This is a genomic window from Pelagibius sp. 7325, from assembly GCF_037652055.1.
In the GTDB taxonomy this organism is placed as follows: domain Bacteria; phylum Pseudomonadota; class Alphaproteobacteria; order Kiloniellales; family Kiloniellaceae; genus Pelagibius.
Genome location: NZ_JBBKAH010000003.1, coordinates 310,571 through 332,511, shown reverse-complemented (window position 1 = coordinate 332,511; position 21,941 = coordinate 310,571). Strand labels below are relative to the sequence as shown.

The window sequence follows — 21,941 nt, the reverse complement described above, 5'->3', positions numbered from 1 at the left end:
CGGGGTCAAACGCCGAAGCGGCAGGGGTGCCATGATGGATTGTTGATTTGCCTCCGAGGAAGCCGCTGTCGTCCCGGGCCTTGTTCCCGGGGACGACAGCTGTGTTTCCTGCTCACTCCATCGCCAGCGCGGCGTAGAAGTCTGCCGGCAGGCCGGCCGCTTCGCGGGCGGCTTCGTTGAAGGGCGGCTTCAGCTGGCCGCGGAAGTGGCGGCGCACCAGGGCTTGCCACGTCTGCGTCGTATCAAGGCCGCGGCGCGCACAGAGGTGATCGAACCAGCGCTTGCCGATGGCGACGTGACCGATTTCCTCGTCGTAGATTACCTTGAGGGCGGCGGCGCTCTCCAGGTCCTCGACTTTCTGCAGCTTGCCGATCATCGCCGGCGTCACATCGAGGCCGCGCGCCTCCAGAACCAGGGGCACCACGGCGAGGCGCGCCAGGAGATCGTGCGCGGTCTCTTCGGCAGCCTGCCACAGGCCGTCGTGCGCCGGCAGGTCGCCATAGGCAAATCCCAGGGCGGCGAGGCGGTCGGCCAGCAGCAGGTAGTGCTTGCCCTCCTCGTCGGCGACCGTGAGCCAGTCGTCGTAGAAGGCGCGCGGCAGGTCCTCCGCGGTGAAGCGGGCAAGGATGTCGGCGGCGAGGTCGACGGCGTTCAGTTCGATATGCGCGAGGGCGTGCAGCAGGGCGCCGCGCCCGGCGGTGCCGCGGGTGATCTTGCGCTTGGGAACCTCGGTGGCGCGCTTCAGCTCCGGGCGCGCGGGCCGCGCCGGGCGCGCCGGCGGCGTTGCCGTGCCGACCTCGGCGAGGTCGCCGCCGCGCCAGGCCGCCGCAACCTCACGCGCCAGCGTCGCCTTGGCCGCCGGGTCGGCGGTCTCCAGAATGGCGACGGCCGCCTGCGCCAGGGTGTTCACGAAATCACAGCGCCTTGGCCGCGGCGAGCACCTCGTCGACGTGCCCCTTCACCTTCACCTTGCGCCATTCGCCGCGCAGCACGCCGTTCTCGTCGATCAGGAAGGTGGCGCGGTCGATGCCCATGTACTTGCGCCCGTACATCGACTTTTCGATCCAGGTGCCGTAGGCCTCGCAGACCGTGCCGTCTTCGTCGGAGGCGAGGGTGAAGGGCAGCTCGTACTTGCCCTTGAACTTGTCGTGGCGCGCGACGCTGTCCTTGGAGACGCCGATGATGACGGCGTCGACCTTGGTGAAGTCGGGAAAGGCGTCGCGGAAGCCGCAGGCCTCGGTGGTGCAGCCCGGCGTGTCGTCCTTGGGATAGAAGTAGAGCACGACTTTCTGGCCCTTGAGATCCTTCAGGGCGACGGTGCCGCCGCCGTCGGTCGGCAGCTTGAAGGCCGGCGCCTTCTTTCCGATTTCAACCATCTCCGTCCTCTTGTTCTACGGTGTCAGCTGGACGATGCTTTTAGGGCATCGCGCCGCAGGCGTCGAGATCAAGCGCCCTTGGCCAGCGGCAGGATGCCCCTGGCCGGCGTCTCGCCCACGGCGGGCGCGGGGGCGTCGACCCATTCGACATAGATGCCGTGCACCCAGGTCAGCGTCTCCTCCAGCTGCCTGCGCAGGGTGGCGAAGTCCTCGACGCCGATGCTGGCGGCCAAGGCCGCCTGCAGCGTCGGGGAGAGGGCGTCGGCATCGAAGGCCGGACCGACGGTGAGGCGCAAGGCCTCCTGAACCTGGCGCAGGAAGCGGGTCGCTTCGACCAGCCTTTCCGCCAGTCCGGCCTCCAGGATGCCCCCTGTCGCCAGGTTGGCGAAGGCCTGCTGGGTGGAGATGGCCAGGACCGCCGGGTTGGCGGCGGCATGGCGCAGCTGCAGGTACTGGGCCAGGAAGTCGAGATCGATAAGGCCGCCCTCGGCGTACTTCACGCTCCAGATGGTCGCTGCCGGATGCTCCCGCGCGATGCGCCGTCGCATGTCGGCGACCTCGGCCAGCAGGCGGTCGGGGTCGCGCGGCGCGCTGCGGATCGCCAGCAGTTGCTCCTCGACGCCCGCCCGAATCTCCGGCGGGCCGCCGATGCAACGCGCGCGGGTCAGCGCCAGGTGCTCCCAGGTCCAGGCGTCCTCCTGGTAGTAGCGCTTGAAGGCGGCCAGCGAGGTGGCGATCGGCCCGGCGTTGCCGGAGGGCCGCAGGCGCATGTCGATCTCGTAAAGCGTGCCTTCGGGAGTCTGGGCGGAGAGCGCGTTGATGAGGCGCTGTGCCAGGCGCGCGTAGTAGCGCTGCGGCTCCAGCGGCTTGGCGCCGTCGGACACCACGTCCGCGGCGCCCTCGGCGGGCAAATCGTAGATGAACACGAGGTCGAGGTCGGAGGAGACCGTCATCTCGCGGCTGCCGAGCTTGCCGAGGGCGACGATCGCGAGGCCGGAGCCGGCGAGGTGGCCATGGCTGCGCGCGAGGTCGTCGATGACCGGCTGGACGAGTCCGCGCAGCGCCACCTCGGCGATGTCGCTCAAGGCCCTGCCGCTGTCGTCGACGTCGCTCTTGTGGCGCAGGATGTGGACGCCGACCTGAAAGCGCCGGTCGTTGGCCCAGCGCCGCGTCATGTCGAGCACGTCCTCCAGGTTCTGCGCATCGACCAGCGCCGTCTTCAGTTCTTCCTCCAGCACCTCGGCGGGCGGGATGGGATCGAAGAAGTCGGGCGACAGCACCGCTTCCAGCAGGTGCGGCTTGCGGTCCAGGCGGTCGGCCAGCATCGGCGCGCTGCCCATGATCTCCGCCATCAGCTCCAGCAGGTTGGGATTGTTGTAGAGCATGGAGAACAGCTGCACGCCGGCCGGCAGGCCGGACACGAAGGCATCGAACTTCAGCAGCGCGCGGTGGGGGTCCTGGGTCCTGCCGAAGTTCTGCAGCAGCAGCGGCACCAGTTCGGTGAGCAGTTCGCGGCTGCGCGTCGAGCGCAGCGCCCGGTAGCGCCCGTGGTGCCAGCCGCTGACAACCTGCCAGACCATCTCGCTGTCGCGGAAGCCGAGCCCGGACAGCGTCGCCAGGGTCTCTGGATCGGGCTCGCCGCCGGTGAAGACCAGGTTGCCCGAGCTGGAGAGGCTGGGCGACTCCTCGAAGAGGTGGGCGTAGTGGTCCTCCACGGTGCGCAGGTGACGCAGCAACTCGGCACGGAATTCGGCCGGATCGTCGTAGCCGAGGAAGACGGCGAGGGCGTCGACGCCCTCGTCGTCATCGGGCAGCTTGTGGGTCTGCTGGTCGTCGATCATCTGCAGCCGGTGCTCGACGCGGCGCAGGAAGAAGTATGCGGTGGTCAGTTCCTCGGCGACCTTGGGCGTGATGTGGCCGGTCTCTGCCAGCGCGGCCAGGGCCTCCTTCGTGCGCGGCGTGCGCAGCGAGGGGTCGCGGCCGCCCCAGATGAGCTGCTGCGTCTGCGCGAAGAACTCGATCTCGCGGATGCCGCCGCGCCCCAGCTTCACGTTGTGGCCGTTGATGGCGACCACCGAGCCGCCCTTGTGGGCGTTGATCTGGCGCTTGATCGAATGGACGTCCTGGATGGCCCAGAAGTCGAGGTGCTTGCGCCAGATGAAGGGTCGCAGTTCGTGCAGGAAGGCCTGGCCGAACGCCAGGTCGCCGGCGATCGGCCGCGCCTTGATCATCGCCGCGCGCTCCCAGTTCTGGCCCAGGCTCTCGTAGTAGGTCAGCGCCGAATTGATCGAGATGGCCAGCGGCATGGCCCCGGGGTCGGGGCGCAGGCGCAGGTCGGTGCGGAACACGTAGCCGTCGCCGGTGCGGTCGTCGAGGCAGCGCATGAGGTCGCGGGTGAGCCGCACCATGCCGGCCTGCACGCCGCGCGAATGGCGGTAGTCGACCTTGTCCGGATCGAAGAGCACGATGAGGTCGATGTCGGAGGAATAGTTGAGTTCGTGCGCCCCCAGCTTGCCCATGCCCAGGATGGCGATGCCGCAGTCCCGGGTCGGGGTCTGCGGATCGGCAAGGCCCAGTTCATCGCGCGCGGCGACCTGGCGCAGCGTCGAAGCCAGGGCGGCATCGACCGCTGCGTCGGCGAAGTCGGAGAGGGCGCGGGTCACCGCGACGACGTCCCACAGGCCGCAGATGTCCGCAAAGCCGATGGCGAAGGCGGCGCGGCGGCGGGCGACCCGCAGGCTTTTCATCAAATCCGCTTGAACGGTCAGCCCGGCAGCCCGGTTTTTCAGCTCGTCGTGGACTTTTTCTAGAACCTCGTCGGGTCCCTGCTTTAAAACGTCATGGAGAAGTCCGATATCGGCAATCAAACAGTGGCTCAGGAAGGGCGAATTGGCGAAAATCGCCTGCAGAAGCCGCTGTCCTGCCGGATCTTGCGTCAGATCGGCGGTAAGTTCCGCTATGGCCGGATCAGGGGCCGCCGCCGCGGCGGCACACCAGCGCTCCATCCAGGGCTCGGCCCGGGACGGGTCGAAGGCGCCCGGAAGGGCCGAAGTCTCTGGTAAGTAAGGGAATTTAGTCATCGCACGCCGCTCGGTTCCGGACCACACTGCTGAAGGCGCGCCGGCCGGTCAAGCGCCGGCTGGCGGTACCGCGCCCGGCGATGAGGCATCCAGGCGCCCGCGGCGGCGCCGTTCGCGCACGAGCCGGGCGATCCGTTTCGGGATCGAGGTGACCGGCGGCCTCCTTGCCGCGGCGGTCCTGGTGGTCGCCGTGGCGGCCTGGCGCCTTTCCGAAGGGCCGGTGCGCACCGATTTCCTCACCCCCTACCTGCAGGCGGCGATCAACGAGGCCGGCGGCAACACCGTGGGCATCGGCGGCACCTTCCTGGTGTGGGAGTCGGGCAGCCGCGGCCTGGTCATGCACGCCGCGGACGTGACCGTGCGCGACCCCGGCGGCAAGCTGATCGCCGCCCTGCCCGAGGTCGCCTTCGAGCTGAGCAGCAGCGCCATCCTGGACGGCACCCTGGCGCCAAATCAGATCGAGGTCATCGCGCCGCGCATCCGCCTGCTGCGGGCCAAGGACGGCAGCATCAGTTTCGGCAGCGACGCCACAGAGCCCCAGGCAGAAGAGACCGGCGCGGGCGAGGGGCCCGCCGCAGCGGCAGCCGGGGCCAAGGACGAAAGTCTGGTGCTCGCCCGCATGGTCAGCGAACTGCTGGCGGAGAAGGTGCCCGGCAATCCGCTGTCCTATCTGGACGAGGTGCGCATCCGCGACGGGCAGGTCTTCGTGCGCGACGAGAAGCTGGGGCTGTCCTGGGCCGCTCCGGCGGCTGAAATCTCCCTGCGCCGGGACGTCGCGGGCCTGGCCGGCGACGTCAATCTCGGCTTTGCCGGGCGTGGCGATCCGGCCACCGTGGACATCGCCTTCCTGTTCGACAAGACCGACGGCGTCGTCGACCTCGCCGCCGGATTCTCCGACATCAGCCTTGCCAAGCTCGCGGCGGCCTTTCCGGTGCTGGCCCCGGTCGGCGGCCTGACCGCGCGCATCAGCGGCTCGGTCTATACCTCGCTGTCGCTGGCAGGCGACATCGGGCACACGGGTTTCGACCTGCAGGGCTTTTCCGGTACGCTTGCCATCCCGGGGATCGAGATGGAGCCGGTGCCGGTGCGCGAGCTGACCATGAGCGGGCGCTACGACAGTACGGAAAGCCGGTTCGACCTGGATCAGGCGCACCTCGCCCTCGGCACCGCGGAAGCGCCCGGCCCGCTGTTCGACATCGCTGGTGTGTTCGACCACGATCCGCTGACGCGCGGCTGGCAGATCAATGCGGAGGCGACGCTGGCAGACGTCCATGTGGCGCAGCTGCCGGCCTATTGGCCGTCCTCGCTGGCGTCCGACGCGCGGCCCTGGGTGGTGGAGAACGTGACGCGCGGCGTCGTCGACAAGGCGACCGCGACGCTGCAGGTGACGGTGCCTGGCGGCGACTTCGCGGCGGCGCAGATTTCCGGCTTCGGCGGCACCCTGCAGTACCGCGATGTCGAGGTGCACTACCTGCGCCCGCTGCAACCGGTCCAGGCGCTGGCCGGCACGGCGGCCTTCGATCTCGACTCGCTGCGCTTTGCCGTGGACTCGGGTCACCTCAACGACCTCGCCATCGGGCCGTCGACGGTCGACATCACCGGTTTTACCACCTCCGATTCCGACAAGGGCATCTACGAGCAGCTGACGATCGCCACCCAGGCCGTCGGGCCGGTCTACGATGCCCTGGCGATCGTCGACCACGAGCGGCTCAACCTGTTGTCCAAGGTCGGATTCTCCGCGGCGGGCAGCGACGGCACGGTCAGCGCCGACCTCGGCTTTCAGTTTCCCCTGTCCAAGGACCTTAGTTTCGACGACGTCACCCTGCAGGTCGCGGCGGCGGTGAAGGACGGCACCCTGAAGAACGTCTTCAAGGGCCAGGACATGACAGAGGCGCAGCTGGACGTCAAACTCGACCAGGGCGGCCTGCAGCTGGCCGGGCCGGTCACCCTCGGCGGCGTGCCCCTGACGGTGAACTGGCAGGAGAGCTTCGCCGATGCGCCGAAATACCGCTCCGTCATGGAAGCGGAGATCCCGCGCATCGACGATGCCGAGCGGGCGCGCTTCGGCCTCGACATTGGGGATGCGCTGCAGGGGCCGATGAAGGCTTCGGTGTCCATGGTGCAGGTCCCGAGCGGGCTTACGACCCTGAAGGTGAACGCCGACCTGGCGCAGACGACGGTTTCCCTGCCGGAGATGCATTGGCGCAAGGAGGCCGGCACCCAAGGCAGCCTCAGCCTCACGGTCGAACTGGACAACGAAGGGCCGCTCGCCTACCGCGACATCGTCATGCAGGCCGGCGATCTGGCGCTGCGCGGCAGCGCGATGCCCGGTGCCGGCGGTGAGGGGCTGGGCGAGATCGCCCTGGAACACGTTTCTTTCGGGCGCAGCAACCTGCAGGACGTCGCCGTCACTCTGAACGATGCGGGCATCGTCGTCAGCATCGGCCAGGGCACACTCGACGCGGAGCCCTTCCTTTCCGGCGATGATAATGAGGCGGTCGCCTCCGGCGATGAGCAAGAGACCGTCGCGGAGACCGTTGGCGGCGAGAACGCCGACGTGCCGGAGCCGCGCAGCTTCGAGCCGCTGGAGGTGCTGGCGCCGAACCTGCGCTTGCTTTATTTCGGCGAGGAGCAGCGCCTGGAGCAGGTGAACCTGGAGCTGCGCCGCGGGCGTGCCGGGTGGGAGACGATCCGTCTTTCCGGCAGCATCCCGGAGCAGTACTGGTCACCGCGCCGCGAGGCGGCGGCGGCGGAAAAGCTGTCGCCGGTTTCAGCCGCGGCGGGCGCGGCACAGCCGATTGCCGCCGAGCTGACGCGCCGCTACCTGCAGCTTTCCTTCGCGCCGGACGCCTCCGGCAGCGGCCAGCGCCTGCTGGCGCAGAGCGACGATCTCGGCGCGCTGCTGCGGGCGACCAACATCACCGACACCGTTGTGGGCGGACGCATCCAGGTGACAGGACGCAGCGACGGGCCGACGCCGACCCATCCGATCATCGCCAAGGTAGAGGCGCGCGACTTCGTCATGGTGAAGGCACCGGTGATGGCCAAGCTGCTCACCGTCGCTTCCTTCACCGGCGTGCTCGACCTGCTGCGCGGCGAGGGCATTCCCTTCCAAGGCATGGACGGCGAGTTCGTGCTCGACGACGGCGTGGCGACGACAGAACTCATGCGCATCTACGGCGCCTCGCTGGGGTTCACCGCGAAAGGACAGATCGACTTCGACCGCGACGCCATCGACCTTCAGGGCGTCGTGGTGCCGGCCTACTCGATCAACAACTTCCTCAGCAAGATTCCGCTGCTCGGCACCCTCATGACCGGCGGCGAGGGCGAGGGCCTCTTTGCCGTGGTCTACAATGTGAACGGGCCGGTCGACGACCCGGCAGTGTCGGTCAATCCGCTCTCGGCGCTGACCCCGGGCTTCCTGCGCAACATCTTCACCGCCGGCCAGCCCGGCGACGAGCCGGCCGCAGCCCTGCCGGAACGGCGCGAACGCATCGACAAGTAGCGCGTAGAAAAGGGCCGGGCGCTGCCCGCGTCAGCGCCATTGCCGTCATAAGCACCAATGTCGTTCCGGGGCTTGACCCCGGGACCCAATGCCCTGGCCGATTGATCGATCATGAACAGAGCGTCCCGTGCCTGCGGCTGGCGGTGATGCAACCATCGCACCGTATCGCCACGCGCTGACGTCAATGGGTCCCGGGGTCAAGCCCCGGGACGACAATGGTGTGTGTAGAAACGTTGCGGGTACACCGCGAGAGATGTGTGAATGCAGGCCGGCGAGGGGAGAAGGCAAATCTTCCCCCGCTCGCGCTTCAGCCCGCCAGCTTCACCAGCGCGTGACGCTTCTTGCCGGCGGAGAGCTTCAGGCTGCCTTGCGGGCCGAGATCGTCCAGGCGCACCGTGTGCATCTCGTCGTGGATGGCGACGTCGTTGAGACGCGCGCCGCCGCCCTTGATGAGGCGGCGTGCCTCGCCGTTGCTCTTGGCCAGCCCTGCGCGGCGCATCAGCTCGAAGGCCGGCAGGCCGCCGCTCAGTTCGCTCTCGCTTACCTCGACGGTCGGCAGGCCTTCGGCGGAAACGCCCTCCTCGAAGGTCTGGCGCGCGGTCTCCGCCGCCTGCACGGCGGCCGCCTCGCCGCGGCACAGCTTCGTCGCCTCGAAGGCGAGGATCTTTTTCGCCTCGTTGATCTCGGCGCCTTCCAGGGCTTCCAGCTTCGCGATCTCTTCTTCCGCGAGGTCTGTGAAAAGACGCAGGAAGCGGCCGACGTCGCCGTCCTCGGTATTGCGCCAGAACTGCCAATAGTCGAGGTGGCTGAGGCGGTGCGCGCCGAGCCACACGGCGCCGGCGGCGGTCTTGCCCATCTTGGCGCCCGAAGCGGTGGTGATCAGCGGCGTGGTGAGGCCGTAGAGCGGACGCTGGTCGATGCGCCGCGCCAGCTCGATGCCGTTGACGATGTTGCCCCACTGGTCGGAGCCGCCCATCTGCAGGCAGCAGTCATGGCGCCGGCTGAGCTCCAGGAAGTCGTAGGCCTGGAGGATCATGTAGTTGAACTCCAGGAAGGTCAGCGGCTGCTCGCGGTCGAGGCGCAGCTTCACGCTGTCGAAGGTCAGCATGCGGTTGATGGTGAAATGGCGGCCGACGTCGCGCAGGAAGTCGATGTACTGCAGGCTGTCCAGCCAGTCCGCATTGTTCGCCAGAATGGCGCCGCCTTCACTGAAATCCAGCAGGTTGTCGAAGGTCTCGCGGATGCGGGCGATGTTCGCGTCGATTTGCTCGGTGGTAAGAAGCTGGCGCGACTCGTCCTTGCCGGAGGGATCGCCGACCTTGGTGGTGCCGCCGCCCATGAGGGCAATCGGCCGGTGGCCGGCCTTCTGCGCCCAGCGCAGCATCATGATCTGCACCAGGTGCCCGATGTGCAGGGAGTCCGCCGTGGCGTCGAAGCCGATATAGGCGGTGAGGCGGCTCTCCAGCGCGCGCGCGTCGAGCGCGTCGAGATCGGTGCACTGGTGGATGAATCCGCGGTCCTGGAGGGTCCGCAGGAAGTCGGAGCGGGGCGCTGTCATCTTCCTGAACTGGGTCCTAATCTTGTGCTGCCGGCAAAGGGCTGCCCCCCGATCCTGGGCGGCGATCCTGGGCGCCGATCCGGGGCGGTAGTGGGCGCAGGCATTTAACACAATCCGGCCCGCACCTCAATTTCGGGGACCATAAATTCGCGATCCGGGCCTCCCTTGTCCCGGCGGGCGTCTCTTTTCCTCGCGGGGCGGGGGCGTTAACCTTGTTTGACCGGATGGTAACCTCTGGCCGCTAGAACGGTGGGTCGGAGTACAAGAGGTCGAGAGATGGCTTTGGCAGAAAAGATGAGCACGCAGCCGGAGAGCGCCGGCGACTGGGCGGTGGGCCTGATGAGCGGCACCTCGATGGACGGCATCGACGCCGCGCTGATCCGCAGCGACGGCGCCGGGTCGGTGACCGCCGCGGCCTTCCTCAGCCAGCCCTACGACGCCGGGATGCGCAGCCGGCTGCGCTCTGTGTTGGGCGGCAAGGGGCCGGTCGAGGCGGTGGCGCGCGAGCTCACCCTGCGCCATGCCGAGGCGGTGCGCCTCCTGCTGGCCGAGGCGGGTTTGCCCGCGTCCGCTGTGCGGGCCATCGGCTTCCACGGCCACACCATTCTGCACCGCCCGCAGGAGCATCGCACCTGGCAGATCGGCGACGGCGCCCTGCTGGCCGCGGAGACCGGCATCGACGTGGTGGCCGACCTGCGCAGCAACGACATGGTGCTGGGCGGTGAGGGCGCGCCACTGGTGCCGCTCTACCAGGCCGCCCTGGCGACCGGCCTGGCCCGCCCGCTGGCGGTGGTGAACATCGGCGGCGTCGCCAACGTGACCTGGATCGGTGAAGGCGACGAGGATGTCCTGGCCTTTGACACCGGGCCGGGCAACGCCCTCATCAACGACTGGGTAGAGCGCCATAGCGGCGAGCCGCTGGACCGCGACGGGGCGCTGGCGCGCGCCGGCACGGCGGATGCGGCGGTGCTGGTCCGCCTGCTCGACAATCCCTATTTCGACCGCCGGCCGCCGAAGTCGCTGGACCGCGACGACTTCACCGGGGATGCCGTGGCCGGCCTCACGCTGGAGGACGGCGCGGCGACGCTGACCGCCTTCACCGCGGCCACCATCGCCCGGGCCGCCGAGCACTTTCCAGCACCGGCCACCCGCTGGCTGATTACCGGCGGCGGACGCCACAATCCGACGCTTATGGCCGAACTGGCGGCGCGCCTCGAGGCGCCGGTCGAGCCGGTCGAGGCGGTGGGCTGGCGGGGCGACGCGCTGGAGGCCGAGGCCTTCGCCTACCTCGCCCTGCGCTCCCTGGCGGGGCTGCCGATCACCCTGCCGACGACCACCGGGGTGAGCCGCCCGGCCAGCGGCGGGCAGCTGCACAAGGCTCCCTGAACGCGAAACGGGCCCTTGCCCTAGGAGGGAGAGGGGCCCGTTCGGCATTACGTCGGCCTTTGCCGCCTTAGCCGGCGGCGGTCTTGCTGGTTTCCGCCTTCAGCGCCTTGGCCAGGTAGTCGTCCACGTGGCCGGTCAGCTCTTCCATCTGCTCCTGGAAGAAATGGTCGGCGCCGGGCACGACGCGGTAGTCGATGGAGATGCCGCGCTGGCTGGAAAGCTTGTCGACCAGCTTCTTCACCGAGGGCTCCGGCACCACCTCGTCCTTGGAGCCCTGGACGATCAGGCCGGAGGACGGGCAGGGGGCCAGGAAGGTGAAGTCATGCATGTTGGCCGGCGGGGCCACGGAGATGAAGCCGTTGATCTCCGGGCGGCGCATCAGCAGCTGCATGCCGATCCAGGCACCGAAGGAGAAGCCGGCGATCCAGCAGGATTCGGCGTTCTCGTTGTAGGTCTGCAACCAGTCGAGGGCCGAGGCGGCATCGGACAGTTCGCCCTCGCCGCGGTCGAAGACGCCCTGGGAACGGCCGACGCCGCGGAAGTTGAAACGCAGCACCGAGAAGCCCTGGCGCACGAAAGCATGGAACAGGGTATAGACGACCTTGTTGTTCATGGTGCCGCCGTACTGCGGATGCGGATGCAGCATCAGGGCGATCGGCGCATTGGGCTTCTTGCTGTGCTGGTAGCGTCCTTCAAGACGGCCGTCCGGGCCATTGAAGATCACGTCAGGCATAGACTTATGGTTTCCTTATCGTTCAAGGGCCGCCGCCCCGGGACCGCCCCCTGCGGGGGAGCGATCCGCCACGGGACCGTTAGGGCAGCGCCGTCGCGGCCGTCCGGCCGTAACTCTGCGCGGTTTTTTTGCGGCGGAGTAATCCGCCTCCTGAAATTCTCTCAGCGATTCCGGACCCTTCCGTAAGGAATGTTGTCCGTTCGCCATGTTCTTCTCTGCCCTGCCCCGCAACTGGCCACAAACTTGACCAATTTACTCAGGCTTACTATATCTCCCGTGTTGCAGGTGCTGGCCGCGGGGGCGCATCATCTGCGCGGGAAACCGCCGCCTGCGGTACAACCGCACAGCACCGGCGGCGAAGGGCGGCGATATTAGCACGATGGGCGAAGCGATGTTCAAGTCTCTCAGGGCCGAAATCGATGCCACCATGCAGCGGGACCCCGCGGCGCGCTCGCGTCTAGAGGTAGTCCTTTGCTACCCGGGATTCCAGGCCATTATGCTTTACCGCTTGGCCAATGCGTGCTGGCGGCGCGGCTGGTTCCTGCTCGGCCGCTGGATCTCGGCGGTCGGCCGCACGCTGACCGGCATCGAGATCCATCCCGGCGCCACCATCGGGAAGCGCTTCTTCATCGACCACGGCATGGGCGTGGTGATCGGCGAGACGGCGGAGATCGGCGACGACGTCACCCTGTACCAGGGCGTCACCCTGGGCGGCACCTCGCCCAGCGTCGACAGCGACAGCCAGCGCAATGTGAAACGCCACCCGACCCTGCTGGACAACGTCATCGTCGGCTCCGGCGCGCAGATCCTCGGCCCCTTCACGGTCGGCCGCTGCGCGCGCATCGGCGCCAACGCGGTGGTCACCAAGGAGGTGCCGGATGGCGCCACCATCGTCGGCATCCCGGGCCGCGCGGTGCAGACCACCAAGACCTCGCAGACCGAGGCGGCGCCTTTCGTCGCTTACGGCACGCCGACCGGCAACATTCCCGATCCCATCGCCCGGGCGCTCGACGGCCTGCTCGACGAGGTGCAGAGCCTGCGCGCGCGCCTCAACGAGTTGGAGGCCCGCCGGGGCGAAGAGGGCAACGGCGCCCTGCCGGTGGAAGGCGACGAGCGCGACGCCGGCGAAGGGGAGCAGGCCCCCGGCAAATGCTAGCCCGGCGGCTGCCCGGCAGCTGGCGGCAAGGCCAGAGAGTTAGGAGACCTTTTCAGTGAAGCTGAGTACCAAGGGCCGCTACGCCGTGATGGCGCTCTGCGACCTTGCCGGCCACGCCGAGGGTCGGCCGGTCGCACTGGCCGATATCGCCGAGCGGCAGGAAATCTCGCTCTCTTACCTGGAGCAGCTGTTCGCCAAGCTCAGGCGCGGCGGGCTGGTGCGCTCCGTGCGCGGTCCGGGCGGCGGCTACCTCCTGGCCCATGCCCCGGACGAGACCCGCATTTCCGATATCATCCTGGCGGTCGACGAGCCGATCCGCGCGACCCGCTGTTCGCCCGGCCAGCCGGTCGGCTGCCGCGGCAATCAGAGCCGCTGCCAGACCCATGACCTGTGGGAGGAACTGGGCAACCAGATCTACCTCTATCTCTCATCGGTGACAGTCGGCGACGTCATCGCGCGCCGCGTGCTCGGCACCAGCGGGCTTGGCACCGGCGGGCTCGGCAAGGGCGGCGGCAAGAACGGCGCCGCTGCCGCCGACGGGGGCCCCAACCCCAGCCGCGCCGCCGGCTAGTCCGGCCGCCGGCAGGCCCCACGAGACCTATGACCGTCTACCTCGACTACAACGCCACCGCGCCCCTCCGGCCCGCCGCCCTGGCGGCCATGACTGATGCCCTGGCCACACCGGGCAATGCCTCCTCGGTGCACGGGCCGGGCCGCCGCGCGCGGCGCCTGATCGAGGCGGCCCGCGACCAGGTGGCGGCGTTGGCCGGGGCCGAGCCGGCCTGGATCACTTTCACCTCCGGCGGCACCGAGGCCAACAACATGGCCCTGAAAGGCCTGCCGGCAACGCGTGTGCTGGTGTCCGCCGGCGAGCATGACTCGGTCCTCCAGGTGGTGCCCGAGGCCGAACGCATCCCGCTGACCGCCGACGGCGCCGTCGACCTCGACGCCCTGGCCGCGGCGCTCAAGGAGGCGCCCGCCGGCACCCTGGTTTCGGTCATGCTGGCCAACAACGAGACCGGCGTTCTTCAACCTCTGTCGGAGGTCGTCGCGCTGGCGCGTGGGGCCGGCGCCTGGGTCCATTGCGACGCGGTGCAGGCCGCCGGCAAGATCCCTTTCGACATGGCGGCGCTGGGGGTCGATCTCCTGACCCTCTCGGCGCACAAGCTGGGCGGTCCCCAGGGCACTGGCGCCCTGCTGGCCCGCCCCGAGTTGCCGCTTAACCCTTTGCTTCAAGGCGGCGGCCAGGAGCGTCGGCGCCGTGCCGGCACCGAGAATCTGGCCGGAATAGCGGGTTTCGGCGCCGCGGCTGAGACGGCACGTGAAGAGCACTCCGAAATGCAGAAATTGGTTGAACTGCGCGACCATTTCGAGCGTGAAATCAAAGTGATGGCACCCGATGTTAAGGTTTTTGGTGTGCAGGCGCCGCGGCTGCCCAACACCTCCTGCGTGGCGCTTGCCGGCCTCTCGGCGGAGACCCAGCTGATGGCCCTCGACCTGGCCGGGGTGGCGGTGAGTTCCGGCGCCGCCTGCTCGTCGGGCAAGGTGCAGCCCTCCCACGTGCTGACGGCCATGGGCGCGTCGCCGCAGGAGGCCGGCGCGGCGATCCGCGTCTCCCTCGGCTGGGCCAGCACGCGCGACGACATCGACCGCCTGCTGGCTGCCTGGGGCGATCTCTACCGCCGCAGCCGGGCGGCCTGAGGCGTGGGCATGGACGGAGCGGGCATGGACAAGGACACCTCCCAGAAGGCCAACCGGCGTCCGCCGGGCATCTACCTGGACAACCAGGCGACCACGCCGACCGACCCGCGGGTGGTCGAGGCCATGCTGCCGTTCTTCACCGAGCGTTTCGGCAATCCCCACTCCAGCGCCCACGCCTTCGGCTGGGACGCCGAGGAGGCGGTGGAGCAGGCGCGCGGACAGCTGGCCAGCCTCATCGGCGCGGAGCCCCGCGAGGTGATCTTCACCTCCGGCGCCACCGAGTCCAACAACCTGGCGATCAAGGGCGCGGCGCGCTTCCACCGCCAGCGGCGGCCCCACGTGGTGACCCTGGCCAGCGAGCACAAGTGCGTGCTGGAGAGCGTCCGTGCTTTGGAGCGCGAAGGCCACCGGGTCGACATCCTGCCGGTGCTGCCCGACGGCCTGGTCGATCTGGATGTGCTGGCCGACGCGGTGACCGAGGAGACCGCCGTGGTCTCTGTCATGGCGGTGAATAACGAGATCGGGGTCATCCAGCCGCTGGCCGAGATCGCCGCGATCTGCCGGGAGAAGGGCGCCTACTTCCACTGCGACGCCGCCCAGGCGGTCGGCAAGATCGCCCTCGACGTGGTGGCCCTGGGCATCGACCTCATGAGCATCTCCGGCCACAAGTTCTACGGCCCCAAGGGCATCGGCGCGCTGTATGTGCGGCGCCGGCCGCGGGTGCGCCTGGAGCCGCTGATCGACGGCGGCGGCCAGGAGCGCGGCCTGCGCTCCGGCACCCTGGCGACGCCGCTCTGCGTCGGCTTCGGCCGGGCGGCGGAAATCGCCGGGGCAGAGATGGCGGGGGAAACGGCCCGCATTTCGGCCTTGAAGACCCGGCTGCTTGAGGGCATTACAGGCCGTCTTTCGGGGGTCGCCCTCAACGGCCATGCGGAACGGCGGGTCGCCGGCAACCTCAATCTCGCCTTCGAGGGGATCGACGCGGAGGCCCTGATGCGGGCCCTGCCGCGGCTGGCGGTGTCCTCGGGTTCGGCCTGCACCTCGGCGGCGGTCGAGCCGTCCTACGTGCTGCAGGCCTTGGGCCTGCCGGACGAGCGGGCGCGCGGGTCGATCCGGCTCGCCGTCGGCCGCTTCAACACCGAGGCGGAAATCGACCAGGCGGTCGAGGAGCTGGCGGCCGCGGTCGCCAAGCTGCGCGCGGAAGGCAGCGCGGCGGCTGAGTAGTGGGTTGATGTGCAGTTGAGACGACGTGTGAGGAGCAGGAGTTCATGCCGAAGCTGACGTTCATCGAGAAGGACGGCAACCGCAAGGAAGTGGATGCCCCCGTCGGCCTTTCGGTGATGGAGATCGCCCACCGCTTCGATGTCGATATCGAGGGCGCGTGCGAGGGTTCGCTGGCCTGCGCCACCTGCCACGTCATCGTCGACCCGGACTGGTACGCCAAGCTGGGCGATCCCTCGGAGGACGAGGAGGACATGCTCGACCTCGCCTTCGGCCTGAGGCCGACCTCGCGCCTCGGCTGTCAGATCGTCATGACCGAGGACATGGACGGCCTGGTGGTCGAGCTGCCCAAGGAAGTGAACAACATGCTGGGCTGAGGCCCGGCGCGCTTTTCCCAAGCTTTCTTTACAGCAGCCTGCTACGCGGATTTGCGCAGGGCGGCCTTGCGCAAGGCGGTCTGCGCCGGCCGGGGCAGCCGCACGGTGACGATCAGGCCGACGTCCCGGCCGTTCTGCAGCACGATGTCGCCGCCGTGGCTGCGGATGATGTCGCGGGCGATCGGCAGCCCCAGCCCGGTGCCGCCCGTCTGCCGGTTGCGCGAGGTTTCCAGTCGCTGAAAGGGCATGAAGGCCTTTTCCCGATCCTGTTCCGGGATGCCGGGACCCTGATCCGCGATGCGGATTTCGACGGCCTCGGCGACGACTTCCAGATCCACCGCCACCTGCCCGCCGTACTTGCAGCCGTTGTCGATGAGATTGCTGATGGCGCGGCGCAGGGCGACCGGCCGGCACGACAGGAAGGCATGGTCCGGTCCGCGGTAGCGGGCCGTCCGGCCGGCGTCGCTGACGGTGTCGCAGAGGCTGATGAGCAGGGAGGCGATGTCGACGGAGACCGACGGCTCCTGGCGCGAGTCGTCGCGCGCGAAGGCGAGCGCGCTCTGAATCATCATTTCCATCTCGCCGATATCCGAGAGCACCTGCGCGCGCTGGCGCCGGTCGTCCAGGTCCTCGGCCAGCAGGCGCAGGCGGGTCAGGGGGGTGTTCAGGTCGTGCGAAATGGCCGCCAGCATCTGCGTGCGCTCGTCGATGAAGCGCTTCAGCCGCGTCTGCATGTCGTTGAAGCTGTCGGCGATGGCCTTGTATTCCGGAAGGTCCATCTCCGGAATGGCCGTGACGCTGCGCTCCCGGCCCAGGCGCTCGGCAGCGGCGGAGAGCTGCAGCAGGGGCTTCAGCAGGACCCGCGATGCCTGGAACGAGATGACCAGAATGATGATGACGAGATAGGCCGGTGCTGCGAAATTCCGCACGAGGCGCGGAAAGACGGAGCCGTCGGTGCTTTGCTGCACGGTCAGCCAGGTCCCGTCGGACAGGGCGGCTTGAACTTGCAGATGCGGCGTGATCAGCACCTCGCCCTTGCCGCTGTCTTCCAACTCGTCGATCATCCGGAACGGAATTTCACTCACGACCACCGCAACCGAATCCAGCGAGCGGTCGAAATCGAAGAAGGGCGGTTCCTTGGCGGAGACAAGGATCCGGGTGTCCGCGGGCAGGTGCTGCTGCAGCACCGCTTTCAGCGGTTCTAGCTTCTCGAGGTGATCGTCTGACGCTGCGGCGTTCGGCCGGTCCGACGTGGCGAAATCCAGCATCGTGCTGGAAGGCAGCTTCTCGAGCGCGGCCTTCCGCAAAGGGGCCGGCGTCCGCTCGGCTTCGTCCCAGGCATCGCGAACGGCCGCCCCCAGCCACTCGCGATCCATCAGGATGATGTCGGGCATCGGGATGATCACCTGGGATACCCAGTCCACCAGGACCGTCGTCACCAGGATGAAGACGATCTGTATGGCGAGCCGCGGCGCCAGACCCAGTTTGGGCAAACGGGGCAGCCTCATGCCGGGCTCCGTTCGTTCACCGGGTCGGCGGCCAGCTCGACGCTGGGCGTAAAGAAGTAACCTTCGTTCCGGATGGTCTTGATGATGGTCGGATTGGCCGGATTGGGCTCGATTTTTCGCCTGAGGCGGCTGATATGCACGTCGATGCTGCGGTCGAACTGATGGATGGCGCGGCCGTGCAGGCACTCCAGCAGTTGTTCGCGGCTCATGGTGCGCTGGGGGTGCTCGACGAATACGGCCAGTAGGTCGAACTCGCTGCTTGTCAGGATGACCAGGTGGCCGTCCGGTGACATCAGGGAGCGATGGTTGATATCCAGCTGCCAGCCTGAGAATTGGTGGACCGGCGGTCGCGTGCGCGGCATCCGCGGTGTCGAGGCCATGCCGGAGCGCCGGATCAGGGCGCGGATGCGCGCCAGCAGCTCACGCGGATTGAACGGCTTAGTGACGTAGTCGTCGGCGCCCAGCTCCAGCCCGACGATGCGGTCGGTATCGCCGCTCAGCGCCGTCAGCAGAATGATCGGGATGGTGTTGTCCATCCGCAGGCGGCGGCAGAGCGCCAGGCCGTCGTCACCGGGCATCATGACGTCGAGGACGACGAGATCGATCTGCTTACGGCGCAGCATCGCCGTCATTTCCTGCCCGTTACCCGCTTCGCTGACGTCGAGGCCGTGATCGCTTAGGAATTTTCCGAGCCGCGCCCTTATCTCCGGATCGTCGTCGACGATCAGGATCTGCGGTGTCGATCCTTGCTGCATCATTCGGGGGGCGGTCTCGGGGCAGAAACGGGGGCGCCTCCTTTGCGAGGCCAGCCCGACCCTAGCGCAAAATCGCGGCAAAGCCAGCAGCCAGTTGGCCGTCGAAACATTTCGTAACAAACCGAAAGCTTCCCGACATCGGCAGCCTTCGGCGCTCCCTTAGTGTCCCTCGTCATACGGAAGGCCGGCCCTCCCCACGCCACGGTGAGAGGGGTCGCGGAATCGTAGGAACGCAAATCAAGCCGTTAACCAAGACGAGGAATTATTGATGGTCGCTGCAAGCGTGTCGCGTGCCGTGCTGCTGTGCTCGGCGGTTCTGTTGGTCTGCATGTCGCGGGGAACCGCGGCGAGGGCGGAAGACCCCGTGGCGGCGCCGCAAGGCGAGCCCTCATCCATGGCTGCGGACAGCGGATGGAACGGTTATCTGGCCGCGGGCGCCGTTGCCGTCCCCGAGTACGAGGGCTCCGAGGATTATGAGGCGGCGCCGCTGATCGCCGGAAAGCTCGGCTATGACAACTACTACCTGGAGATCCAGGGACTGGAGCTGCGCGCCAACCTATCGCCGCTTTCGCGATGGGAGTTCGGCCCGATCGTCGGACTGCGGGGCGGCCGGGACGACGTGAAGAACGATCGCGTCGACGCCCTGCGGGATATCGACGATACGGTCGAGGTCGGTGCCTTCATCAAAGTGTCGCTCTACGAGCTGATTCACCCGAGCGACGAGCTGGCCTTCGGGGTGGACGTGAAAACCGGCACCAGCAATGACGCCAAGGGCACCACGGTATCGTTGGGCCCGACCTACAGCTTCTCGCCGCTGGAACGGCTGCGCGTCGGCCTCGGCATTGCCGCGACCTTCGGCGACGGCGACTATGCCGATACCTACTTCGGCATCGACACTGCCGACGCGGCGCGCAGCGGCCTTTCCGCTTACAATCCCGATGGCGGTCTCCAGGATGTCGGCATTTCGCTCGATGTGAGCTATCAGCTGAGCGAGCATTGGGGCGTCATGGGTTTTGCGGGCTACACCCGGCTGGTCGGCGATGCCGCCGACAGTCCCATCGTCGACGACGAGGGAAGCGCCGGGCAAGGCATCGCCGGTCTCGCCGTCGTGTATCAATTCTGATGTTGGGCTCACCCGCCGTTCCGCAGGTGCAGATGGCCTCCAGCCCGCCTGACGACTGGCTGTTCGTCGCGGCCTATGAGGTACGCGACCGTTGCTTCTGCCTGCATCTGCAGGCAGCGGCGCGGGCCGTCGCGGACCGCTTCGACGCGGCGCTGAAGCCCCTCGGCCTGACCAGCGGCGAATATTCGCTGCTGGTCATGCTGAGCCGGCCGCAGCCGCCGCGCGCCGTGGAGTTGGAGCGCCTCCTGGTGATGGAGCCCGACGTTCTGGTCGCGGCGCTGGCGCCGCTGGAGCGCCGCGGCTTGCTGACCGTGGAGTCCGACCCGTTTGAAGAACATGGATACCGCCTGCAGCTGACGACGGCCGGCTTCCTGTTGCTGGCACAGGCCTTGGCGGCCTGGCGCAGCGTTCATGAGTCGCTCAGCCAGCTGCTGGCCGGCAGCGACGCCGGCGCCCTGCGCGGCGACCTGCTCGCCCTTGCCTTCGGAGAGCCGTAGCAGGGCCGCCCAAGGCTGCCGCGATGGCGCCCCGTCAGGTGATCAAGGGGGTCAGGCATCTACCAGCACGTCGAAGCCGCCGAAGATCATCCGCTTGCCGTCGAAGGGAACCTTGCCTTCCCACGCCTTCATGCGCGGGTCGTCCATCATGTTCTTCTTCATGGCGTCGTCGCGCGCCGCCTTCGACGGCCAGGTGATCCAGGCGAAGACGACGGTCTCCTCCGGCTTGCGCAGCACCGCGGTGTGGAAAGAGTTCAGCTTGCCTTCGGGCACGTCGTCGCCCCAGCACTCGACCAGCGACAGGGCGCCGTGTTCCTTGAACAGGACGGCCACGTCCTCCGCCATCCGGCGGTAGGTCTCCTTGTCCGCCGTCGGCACGGGCAGCAGAAATCCGTCGACGTAAGTCCCGTTCTTGTGGCTCATCGCTTCAGCTCCCCGCGCTCATCTCGGCGAAAGCCTTCCGGGCCGCCGCCTGCAATTCCTCGGCGCTGCGCGGCGCGTTCTCGCCCGGCGTCGCGACCGACCACTGGTGACCGAAGGGATCCGCGATCACGCCGTAGCGGTCGCCCCAGAACTGGTCGGCGACAGGCATGACGATCTTGGCGCCGGCGGCGACGGCGCGCGCCGCCACGGCATCGGCGTCGTCGACGATGAGGTGCAGGGTGACCGGCGAGCCGCCGAGGTGCTGCGGCGAGGCCGCGCCGCAGCCGACATTCTCGTCGACCAGCATGACCGACGAGCCGTTGATTCGGAGGCAGGCGTGCATGATCTTGCCGTCGGGGGCGGGGAGGACGATCAGCTCTTCGGCGCCGAGTGCCGTCTTGTAGAAGTCGATCGCCTTTCGGGCGTCGCGGCAGACGAGGTGCGGGCTGAGGGAATGGACACCTTGGGCGGCGGCTGCTTCAGCCGCTTTGTTTGGGGCAGCCTTGTTCTGACTGGTCATCGTCGTCTCCATCATTTGGCGTTGAAGGCCGCTTCCACCGCGGCGATATCGATCTTGCGCATCTGCGTCATGGCCTGGAAGGCGCGCCCGGCGGCGGCCTTGTCGTCGTCGCTGAACAGGACCGGCAAAATCTCCGGCACGATCTGCCAGGAGATGCCGTACTTGTCGGTGAGCCAGGAGCAGTGACCTTCGGCGCCGCCGTCGGCGGTGAGCGCCGCCCACAGCCGGTCGGTCTCGGCCTGGTCCTTGGTCAGCACCGAGATGGAGGCGGCGATGGAAGGCTGGAACTTCGGCCCGCCGTTCAGGATCATGTAAGGCGCGCCGGCCAGGGTGAACTCGACCACCAGCGGCGGCGCGTTCTCGTCCGGCGTGAAGGCGCTCTCGATGAAGCTGCCGGGCAGCAGCGAGATGTAGAACTCGGCCGCCTCGTGACCGTTGCCGTTGAACCCCAGGCAAGTGCGCACTTTCACGTGCTCGGCGTTCGCACCGAATTTCTTTTCCACGATGGTCATGCCGCATCCTCCTTCGCTTTCTCGAAGGCCTCAGCATTCATCCAGAACGGCTCCCAGATGTGGCCGTCGGGATCGGCGAAGGCGTGGCCGTACATGAAGCCGTGGTCCTCGGGCGCGCGCACCGCCGTGCCGCCGTTGGCCAGCGCCGTCGCCACCATGGCGTCGACCGCCTCGCGGCTCTCCAGCTGCAGCGCCGTCAGCACCTCGGTGGTCTTGCCGGCATCGGCGATGGGGCGCGGCGTGAAGGGGGCGAACTTCGCCTTGGTCAGCAGCATGGCCGCGCAGTGCTCGTTGATCTCCATGCCCAGCGCGGTGTCGTCGCTGAAGGCCTCGTTGAAGGAAAAGCCGAGCGCCGCGAAGAAGGCCCGCGAGCGGGCCAGGTCGTCGACTGGTAAGTTGATGTAAACTTTCATGATTCGAGCAACTTCCTGTCTTGATGATGGGGGGGAGGCGTCTTCAGGGGGCGCTCTTTTTCATCGCTTAAGGGGGCTTCAGGGCGCGGACTTTAAT

At 68.0% G+C, this 21,941-nt stretch carries 20 protein-coding genes; 9 read left to right on the top strand and 11 right to left on the bottom strand.

Features of this window, described 5'->3' with window-relative positions; genetic code table 11:
* Positions 1 to 112: 112 nt before the first annotated feature.
* The 3 genes from WDC82_RS10660 to WDC82_RS10650 all read right to left on the bottom strand — a co-directional run bounded on the left by WDC82_RS10660 (position 113) and on the right by WDC82_RS10650 (position 4,381).
* Positions 113 to 910 carry a ferritin-like domain-containing protein gene (locus tag WDC82_RS10660; protein WP_340117284.1) on the bottom strand — a complete coding sequence of 266 codons (798 nt, stop codon included), beginning with the start codon at positions 908 to 910 and terminating at the stop codon, positions 113 to 115.
* Between the two features lie 4 nt (positions 911 to 914).
* The gene (bcp, locus tag WDC82_RS10655; RefSeq protein WP_340117283.1) at positions 915 to 1,376 is read right to left on the bottom strand and encodes a thioredoxin-dependent thiol peroxidase; all 462 of its coding nucleotides are present in this window, start codon (positions 1,374 to 1,376) and stop codon (positions 915 to 917) included.
* A gap of 68 nt (positions 1,377 to 1,444) precedes the next feature.
* Positions 1,445 to 4,381 carry a bifunctional [glutamine synthetase] adenylyltransferase/[glutamine synthetase]-adenylyl-L-tyrosine phosphorylase gene (locus WDC82_RS10650; RefSeq protein WP_370661546.1) on the bottom strand — a complete coding sequence of 979 codons (2,937 nt, stop codon included), beginning with the start codon at positions 4,379 to 4,381 and terminating at the stop codon, positions 1,445 to 1,447.
* A 223-nt stretch (positions 4,382 to 4,604) separates the two neighbouring features.
* Here WDC82_RS10650 and WDC82_RS10645 point away from each other — a divergent pair, with 223 nt between their 5' ends.
* A complete protein-coding gene (locus tag WDC82_RS10645; protein WP_340117281.1) occupies positions 4,605 to 7,961 on the top strand; it encodes an AsmA-like C-terminal domain-containing protein in 3,357 nt (1,118 codons plus the stop codon).
* Between the two features lie 307 nt (positions 7,962 to 8,268).
* On the opposite strand, the gene tyrS is transcribed toward WDC82_RS10645, so the two are convergent.
* On the bottom strand, positions 8,269 to 9,519 hold the full coding sequence (tyrS, locus tag WDC82_RS10640; RefSeq protein WP_340117280.1) for a tyrosine--tRNA ligase: 1,251 nt from the start codon (positions 9,517 to 9,519) through the stop codon (positions 8,269 to 8,271).
* A gap of 294 nt (positions 9,520 to 9,813) precedes the next feature.
* Between tyrS and WDC82_RS10635 the strand changes: the two genes are divergently transcribed.
* A complete protein-coding gene (locus tag WDC82_RS10635) occupies positions 9,814 to 10,905 on the top strand; it encodes an anhydro-N-acetylmuramic acid kinase (RefSeq protein ID WP_340117771.1) in 1,092 nt (363 codons plus the stop codon).
* 67 nt (positions 10,906 to 10,972) lie between these two features.
* Here WDC82_RS10635 and WDC82_RS10630 read toward each other — a convergent pair whose 3' ends face one another.
* A complete protein-coding gene (locus WDC82_RS10630) occupies positions 10,973 to 11,638 on the bottom strand; it encodes an alpha/beta hydrolase (RefSeq protein ID WP_340117279.1) in 666 nt (221 codons plus the stop codon).
* Between the two features lie 379 nt (positions 11,639 to 12,017).
* On the opposite strand from WDC82_RS10630, the gene cysE reads away from it, so the two are divergent.
* The 5 genes from cysE to WDC82_RS10605 are packed head-to-tail and all read left to right on the top strand — an operon-like array spanning position 12,018 to position 16,093.
* On the top strand, positions 12,018 to 12,794 hold the full coding sequence (cysE, locus tag WDC82_RS10625; protein ID WP_340117278.1) for a serine O-acetyltransferase: 777 nt from the start codon (positions 12,018 to 12,020) through the stop codon (positions 12,792 to 12,794).
* A 55-nt stretch (positions 12,795 to 12,849) separates the two neighbouring features.
* On the top strand, positions 12,850 to 13,365 hold the full coding sequence (locus WDC82_RS10620; protein WP_340117277.1) for an Rrf2 family transcriptional regulator: 516 nt from the start codon (positions 12,850 to 12,852) through the stop codon (positions 13,363 to 13,365).
* 29 nt (positions 13,366 to 13,394) lie between these two features.
* Entirely contained in the window at positions 13,395 to 14,495 is a 1,101-nt protein-coding gene (locus WDC82_RS10615; protein WP_340117276.1) for a cysteine desulfurase family protein, read from the top strand.
* A gap of 24 nt (positions 14,496 to 14,519) precedes the next feature.
* Entirely contained in the window at positions 14,520 to 15,719 is a 1,200-nt protein-coding gene (locus tag WDC82_RS10610) for an IscS subfamily cysteine desulfurase (RefSeq protein WP_340117275.1), read from the top strand.
* Between the two features lie 44 nt (positions 15,720 to 15,763).
* Positions 15,764 to 16,093, top strand: coding sequence for a ferredoxin family 2Fe-2S iron-sulfur cluster binding protein (locus tag WDC82_RS10605; protein ID WP_340117274.1), 330 nt, complete (start codon positions 15,764 to 15,766; stop codon positions 16,091 to 16,093).
* A gap of 41 nt (positions 16,094 to 16,134) precedes the next feature.
* On the opposite strand, the gene WDC82_RS10600 is transcribed toward WDC82_RS10605, so the two are convergent.
* Positions 16,135 to 17,601 (bottom strand): HAMP domain-containing sensor histidine kinase, encoded by a 1,467-nt coding sequence (locus tag WDC82_RS10600; RefSeq protein ID WP_340117273.1) that lies wholly within the window; start codon positions 17,599 to 17,601, stop codon positions 16,135 to 16,137.
* Entirely contained in the window at positions 17,598 to 18,359 is a 762-nt protein-coding gene (locus WDC82_RS10595) for a response regulator (protein ID WP_340117272.1), read from the bottom strand. The genes WDC82_RS10600 and WDC82_RS10595 overlap by 4 nt, the downstream gene beginning before the upstream one ends.
* Positions 18,360 to 18,624: 265 nt before the next feature.
* On the opposite strand from WDC82_RS10595, the gene WDC82_RS10590 reads away from it, so the two are divergent.
* Positions 18,625 to 19,479 (top strand): MipA/OmpV family protein, encoded by an 855-nt coding sequence (locus WDC82_RS10590; RefSeq protein WP_340117271.1) that lies wholly within the window; start codon positions 18,625 to 18,627, stop codon positions 19,477 to 19,479.
* On the top strand, positions 19,479 to 19,976 hold the full coding sequence (locus WDC82_RS10585; RefSeq protein WP_340117270.1) for a MarR family winged helix-turn-helix transcriptional regulator: 498 nt from the start codon (positions 19,479 to 19,481) through the stop codon (positions 19,974 to 19,976). The genes WDC82_RS10590 and WDC82_RS10585 overlap by 1 nt, the downstream gene beginning before the upstream one ends.
* 51 nt (positions 19,977 to 20,027) lie before the next feature.
* On the opposite strand, the gene WDC82_RS10580 is transcribed toward WDC82_RS10585, so the two are convergent.
* The 4 genes from WDC82_RS10580 to WDC82_RS10565 are packed head-to-tail and all read right to left on the bottom strand — an operon-like array spanning position 20,028 to position 21,844.
* Positions 20,028 to 20,399: a DUF1428 domain-containing protein gene (locus WDC82_RS10580; protein ID WP_340117269.1), complete on the bottom strand. Its 372-nt coding sequence runs from the start codon at positions 20,397 to 20,399 to the stop codon at positions 20,028 to 20,030.
* A 4-nt stretch (positions 20,400 to 20,403) separates the two neighbouring features.
* Positions 20,404 to 20,919 (bottom strand): VOC family protein, encoded by a 516-nt coding sequence (locus WDC82_RS10575; protein ID WP_340117267.1) that lies wholly within the window; start codon positions 20,917 to 20,919, stop codon positions 20,404 to 20,406.
* Positions 20,920 to 20,930: 11 nt separating this feature from the next.
* Complete coding sequence (locus WDC82_RS10570; protein WP_340117266.1) at positions 20,931 to 21,431, bottom strand: VOC family protein; 501 nt, start codon at positions 21,429 to 21,431, stop codon at positions 20,931 to 20,933.
* Positions 21,428 to 21,844 (bottom strand): VOC family protein, encoded by a 417-nt coding sequence (locus WDC82_RS10565; protein ID WP_340117265.1) that lies wholly within the window; start codon positions 21,842 to 21,844, stop codon positions 21,428 to 21,430. Before WDC82_RS10565 ends, WDC82_RS10570 begins: the two co-directional genes overlap by 4 nt.
* Positions 21,845 to 21,941 lie beyond the last annotated feature (97 nt).

What these genes read in the sequence shown, in the direction of transcription:
- bcp (WP_340117283.1), bottom strand. Translation starts at nt 1,376, where the DNA reads ATGGTTGAAATCGGAAAGAAGGCGCCGGCCTTCAAGCTGCCGACCGAC.
- WDC82_RS10650 (WP_370661546.1), bottom strand. Translation starts at nt 4,381, where the DNA reads ATGGAGCGCTGGTGTGCCGCCGCGGCGGCGGCCCCTGATCCGGCCATA.
- tyrS (WP_340117280.1), bottom strand. Translation starts at nt 9,519, where the DNA reads ATGACAGCGCCCCGCTCCGACTTCCTGCGGACCCTCCAGGACCGCGGA.
- WDC82_RS10635 (WP_340117771.1), top strand. Translation starts at nt 9,814, where the DNA reads ATGAGCACGCAGCCGGAGAGCGCCGGCGACTGGGCGGTGGGCCTGATG.
- WDC82_RS10630 (WP_340117279.1), bottom strand. Translation starts at nt 11,638, where the DNA reads ATGCCTGACGTGATCTTCAATGGCCCGGACGGCCGTCTTGAAGGACGC.
- cysE (WP_340117278.1), top strand. Translation starts at nt 12,018, where the DNA reads ATGGGCGAAGCGATGTTCAAGTCTCTCAGGGCCGAAATCGATGCCACC.
- WDC82_RS10615 (WP_340117276.1), top strand. Translation starts at nt 13,395, where the DNA reads ATGACCGTCTACCTCGACTACAACGCCACCGCGCCCCTCCGGCCCGCC.
- WDC82_RS10610 (WP_340117275.1), top strand. Translation starts at nt 14,520, where the DNA reads ATGGACAAGGACACCTCCCAGAAGGCCAACCGGCGTCCGCCGGGCATC.
- WDC82_RS10605 (WP_340117274.1), top strand. Translation starts at nt 15,764, where the DNA reads ATGCCGAAGCTGACGTTCATCGAGAAGGACGGCAACCGCAAGGAAGTG.
- WDC82_RS10600 (WP_340117273.1), bottom strand. Translation starts at nt 17,601, where the DNA reads ATGAGGCTGCCCCGTTTGCCCAAACTGGGTCTGGCGCCGCGGCTCGCC.
- WDC82_RS10595 (WP_340117272.1), bottom strand. Translation starts at nt 18,359, where the DNA reads ATGATGCAGCAAGGATCGACACCGCAGATCCTGATCGTCGACGACGAT.
- WDC82_RS10590 (WP_340117271.1), top strand. Translation starts at nt 18,625, where the DNA reads ATGGTCGCTGCAAGCGTGTCGCGTGCCGTGCTGCTGTGCTCGGCGGTT.
- WDC82_RS10585 (WP_340117270.1), top strand. Translation starts at nt 19,479, where the DNA reads ATGTTGGGCTCACCCGCCGTTCCGCAGGTGCAGATGGCCTCCAGCCCG.
- WDC82_RS10580 (WP_340117269.1), bottom strand. Translation starts at nt 20,399, where the DNA reads ATGAGCCACAAGAACGGGACTTACGTCGACGGATTTCTGCTGCCCGTG.
- WDC82_RS10575 (WP_340117267.1), bottom strand. Translation starts at nt 20,919, where the DNA reads ATGACCAGTCAGAACAAGGCTGCCCCAAACAAAGCGGCTGAAGCAGCC.
- WDC82_RS10570 (WP_340117266.1), bottom strand. Translation starts at nt 21,431, where the DNA reads ATGACCATCGTGGAAAAGAAATTCGGTGCGAACGCCGAGCACGTGAAA.
- WDC82_RS10565 (WP_340117265.1), bottom strand. Translation starts at nt 21,844, where the DNA reads ATGAAAGTTTACATCAACTTACCAGTCGACGACCTGGCCCGCTCGCGG.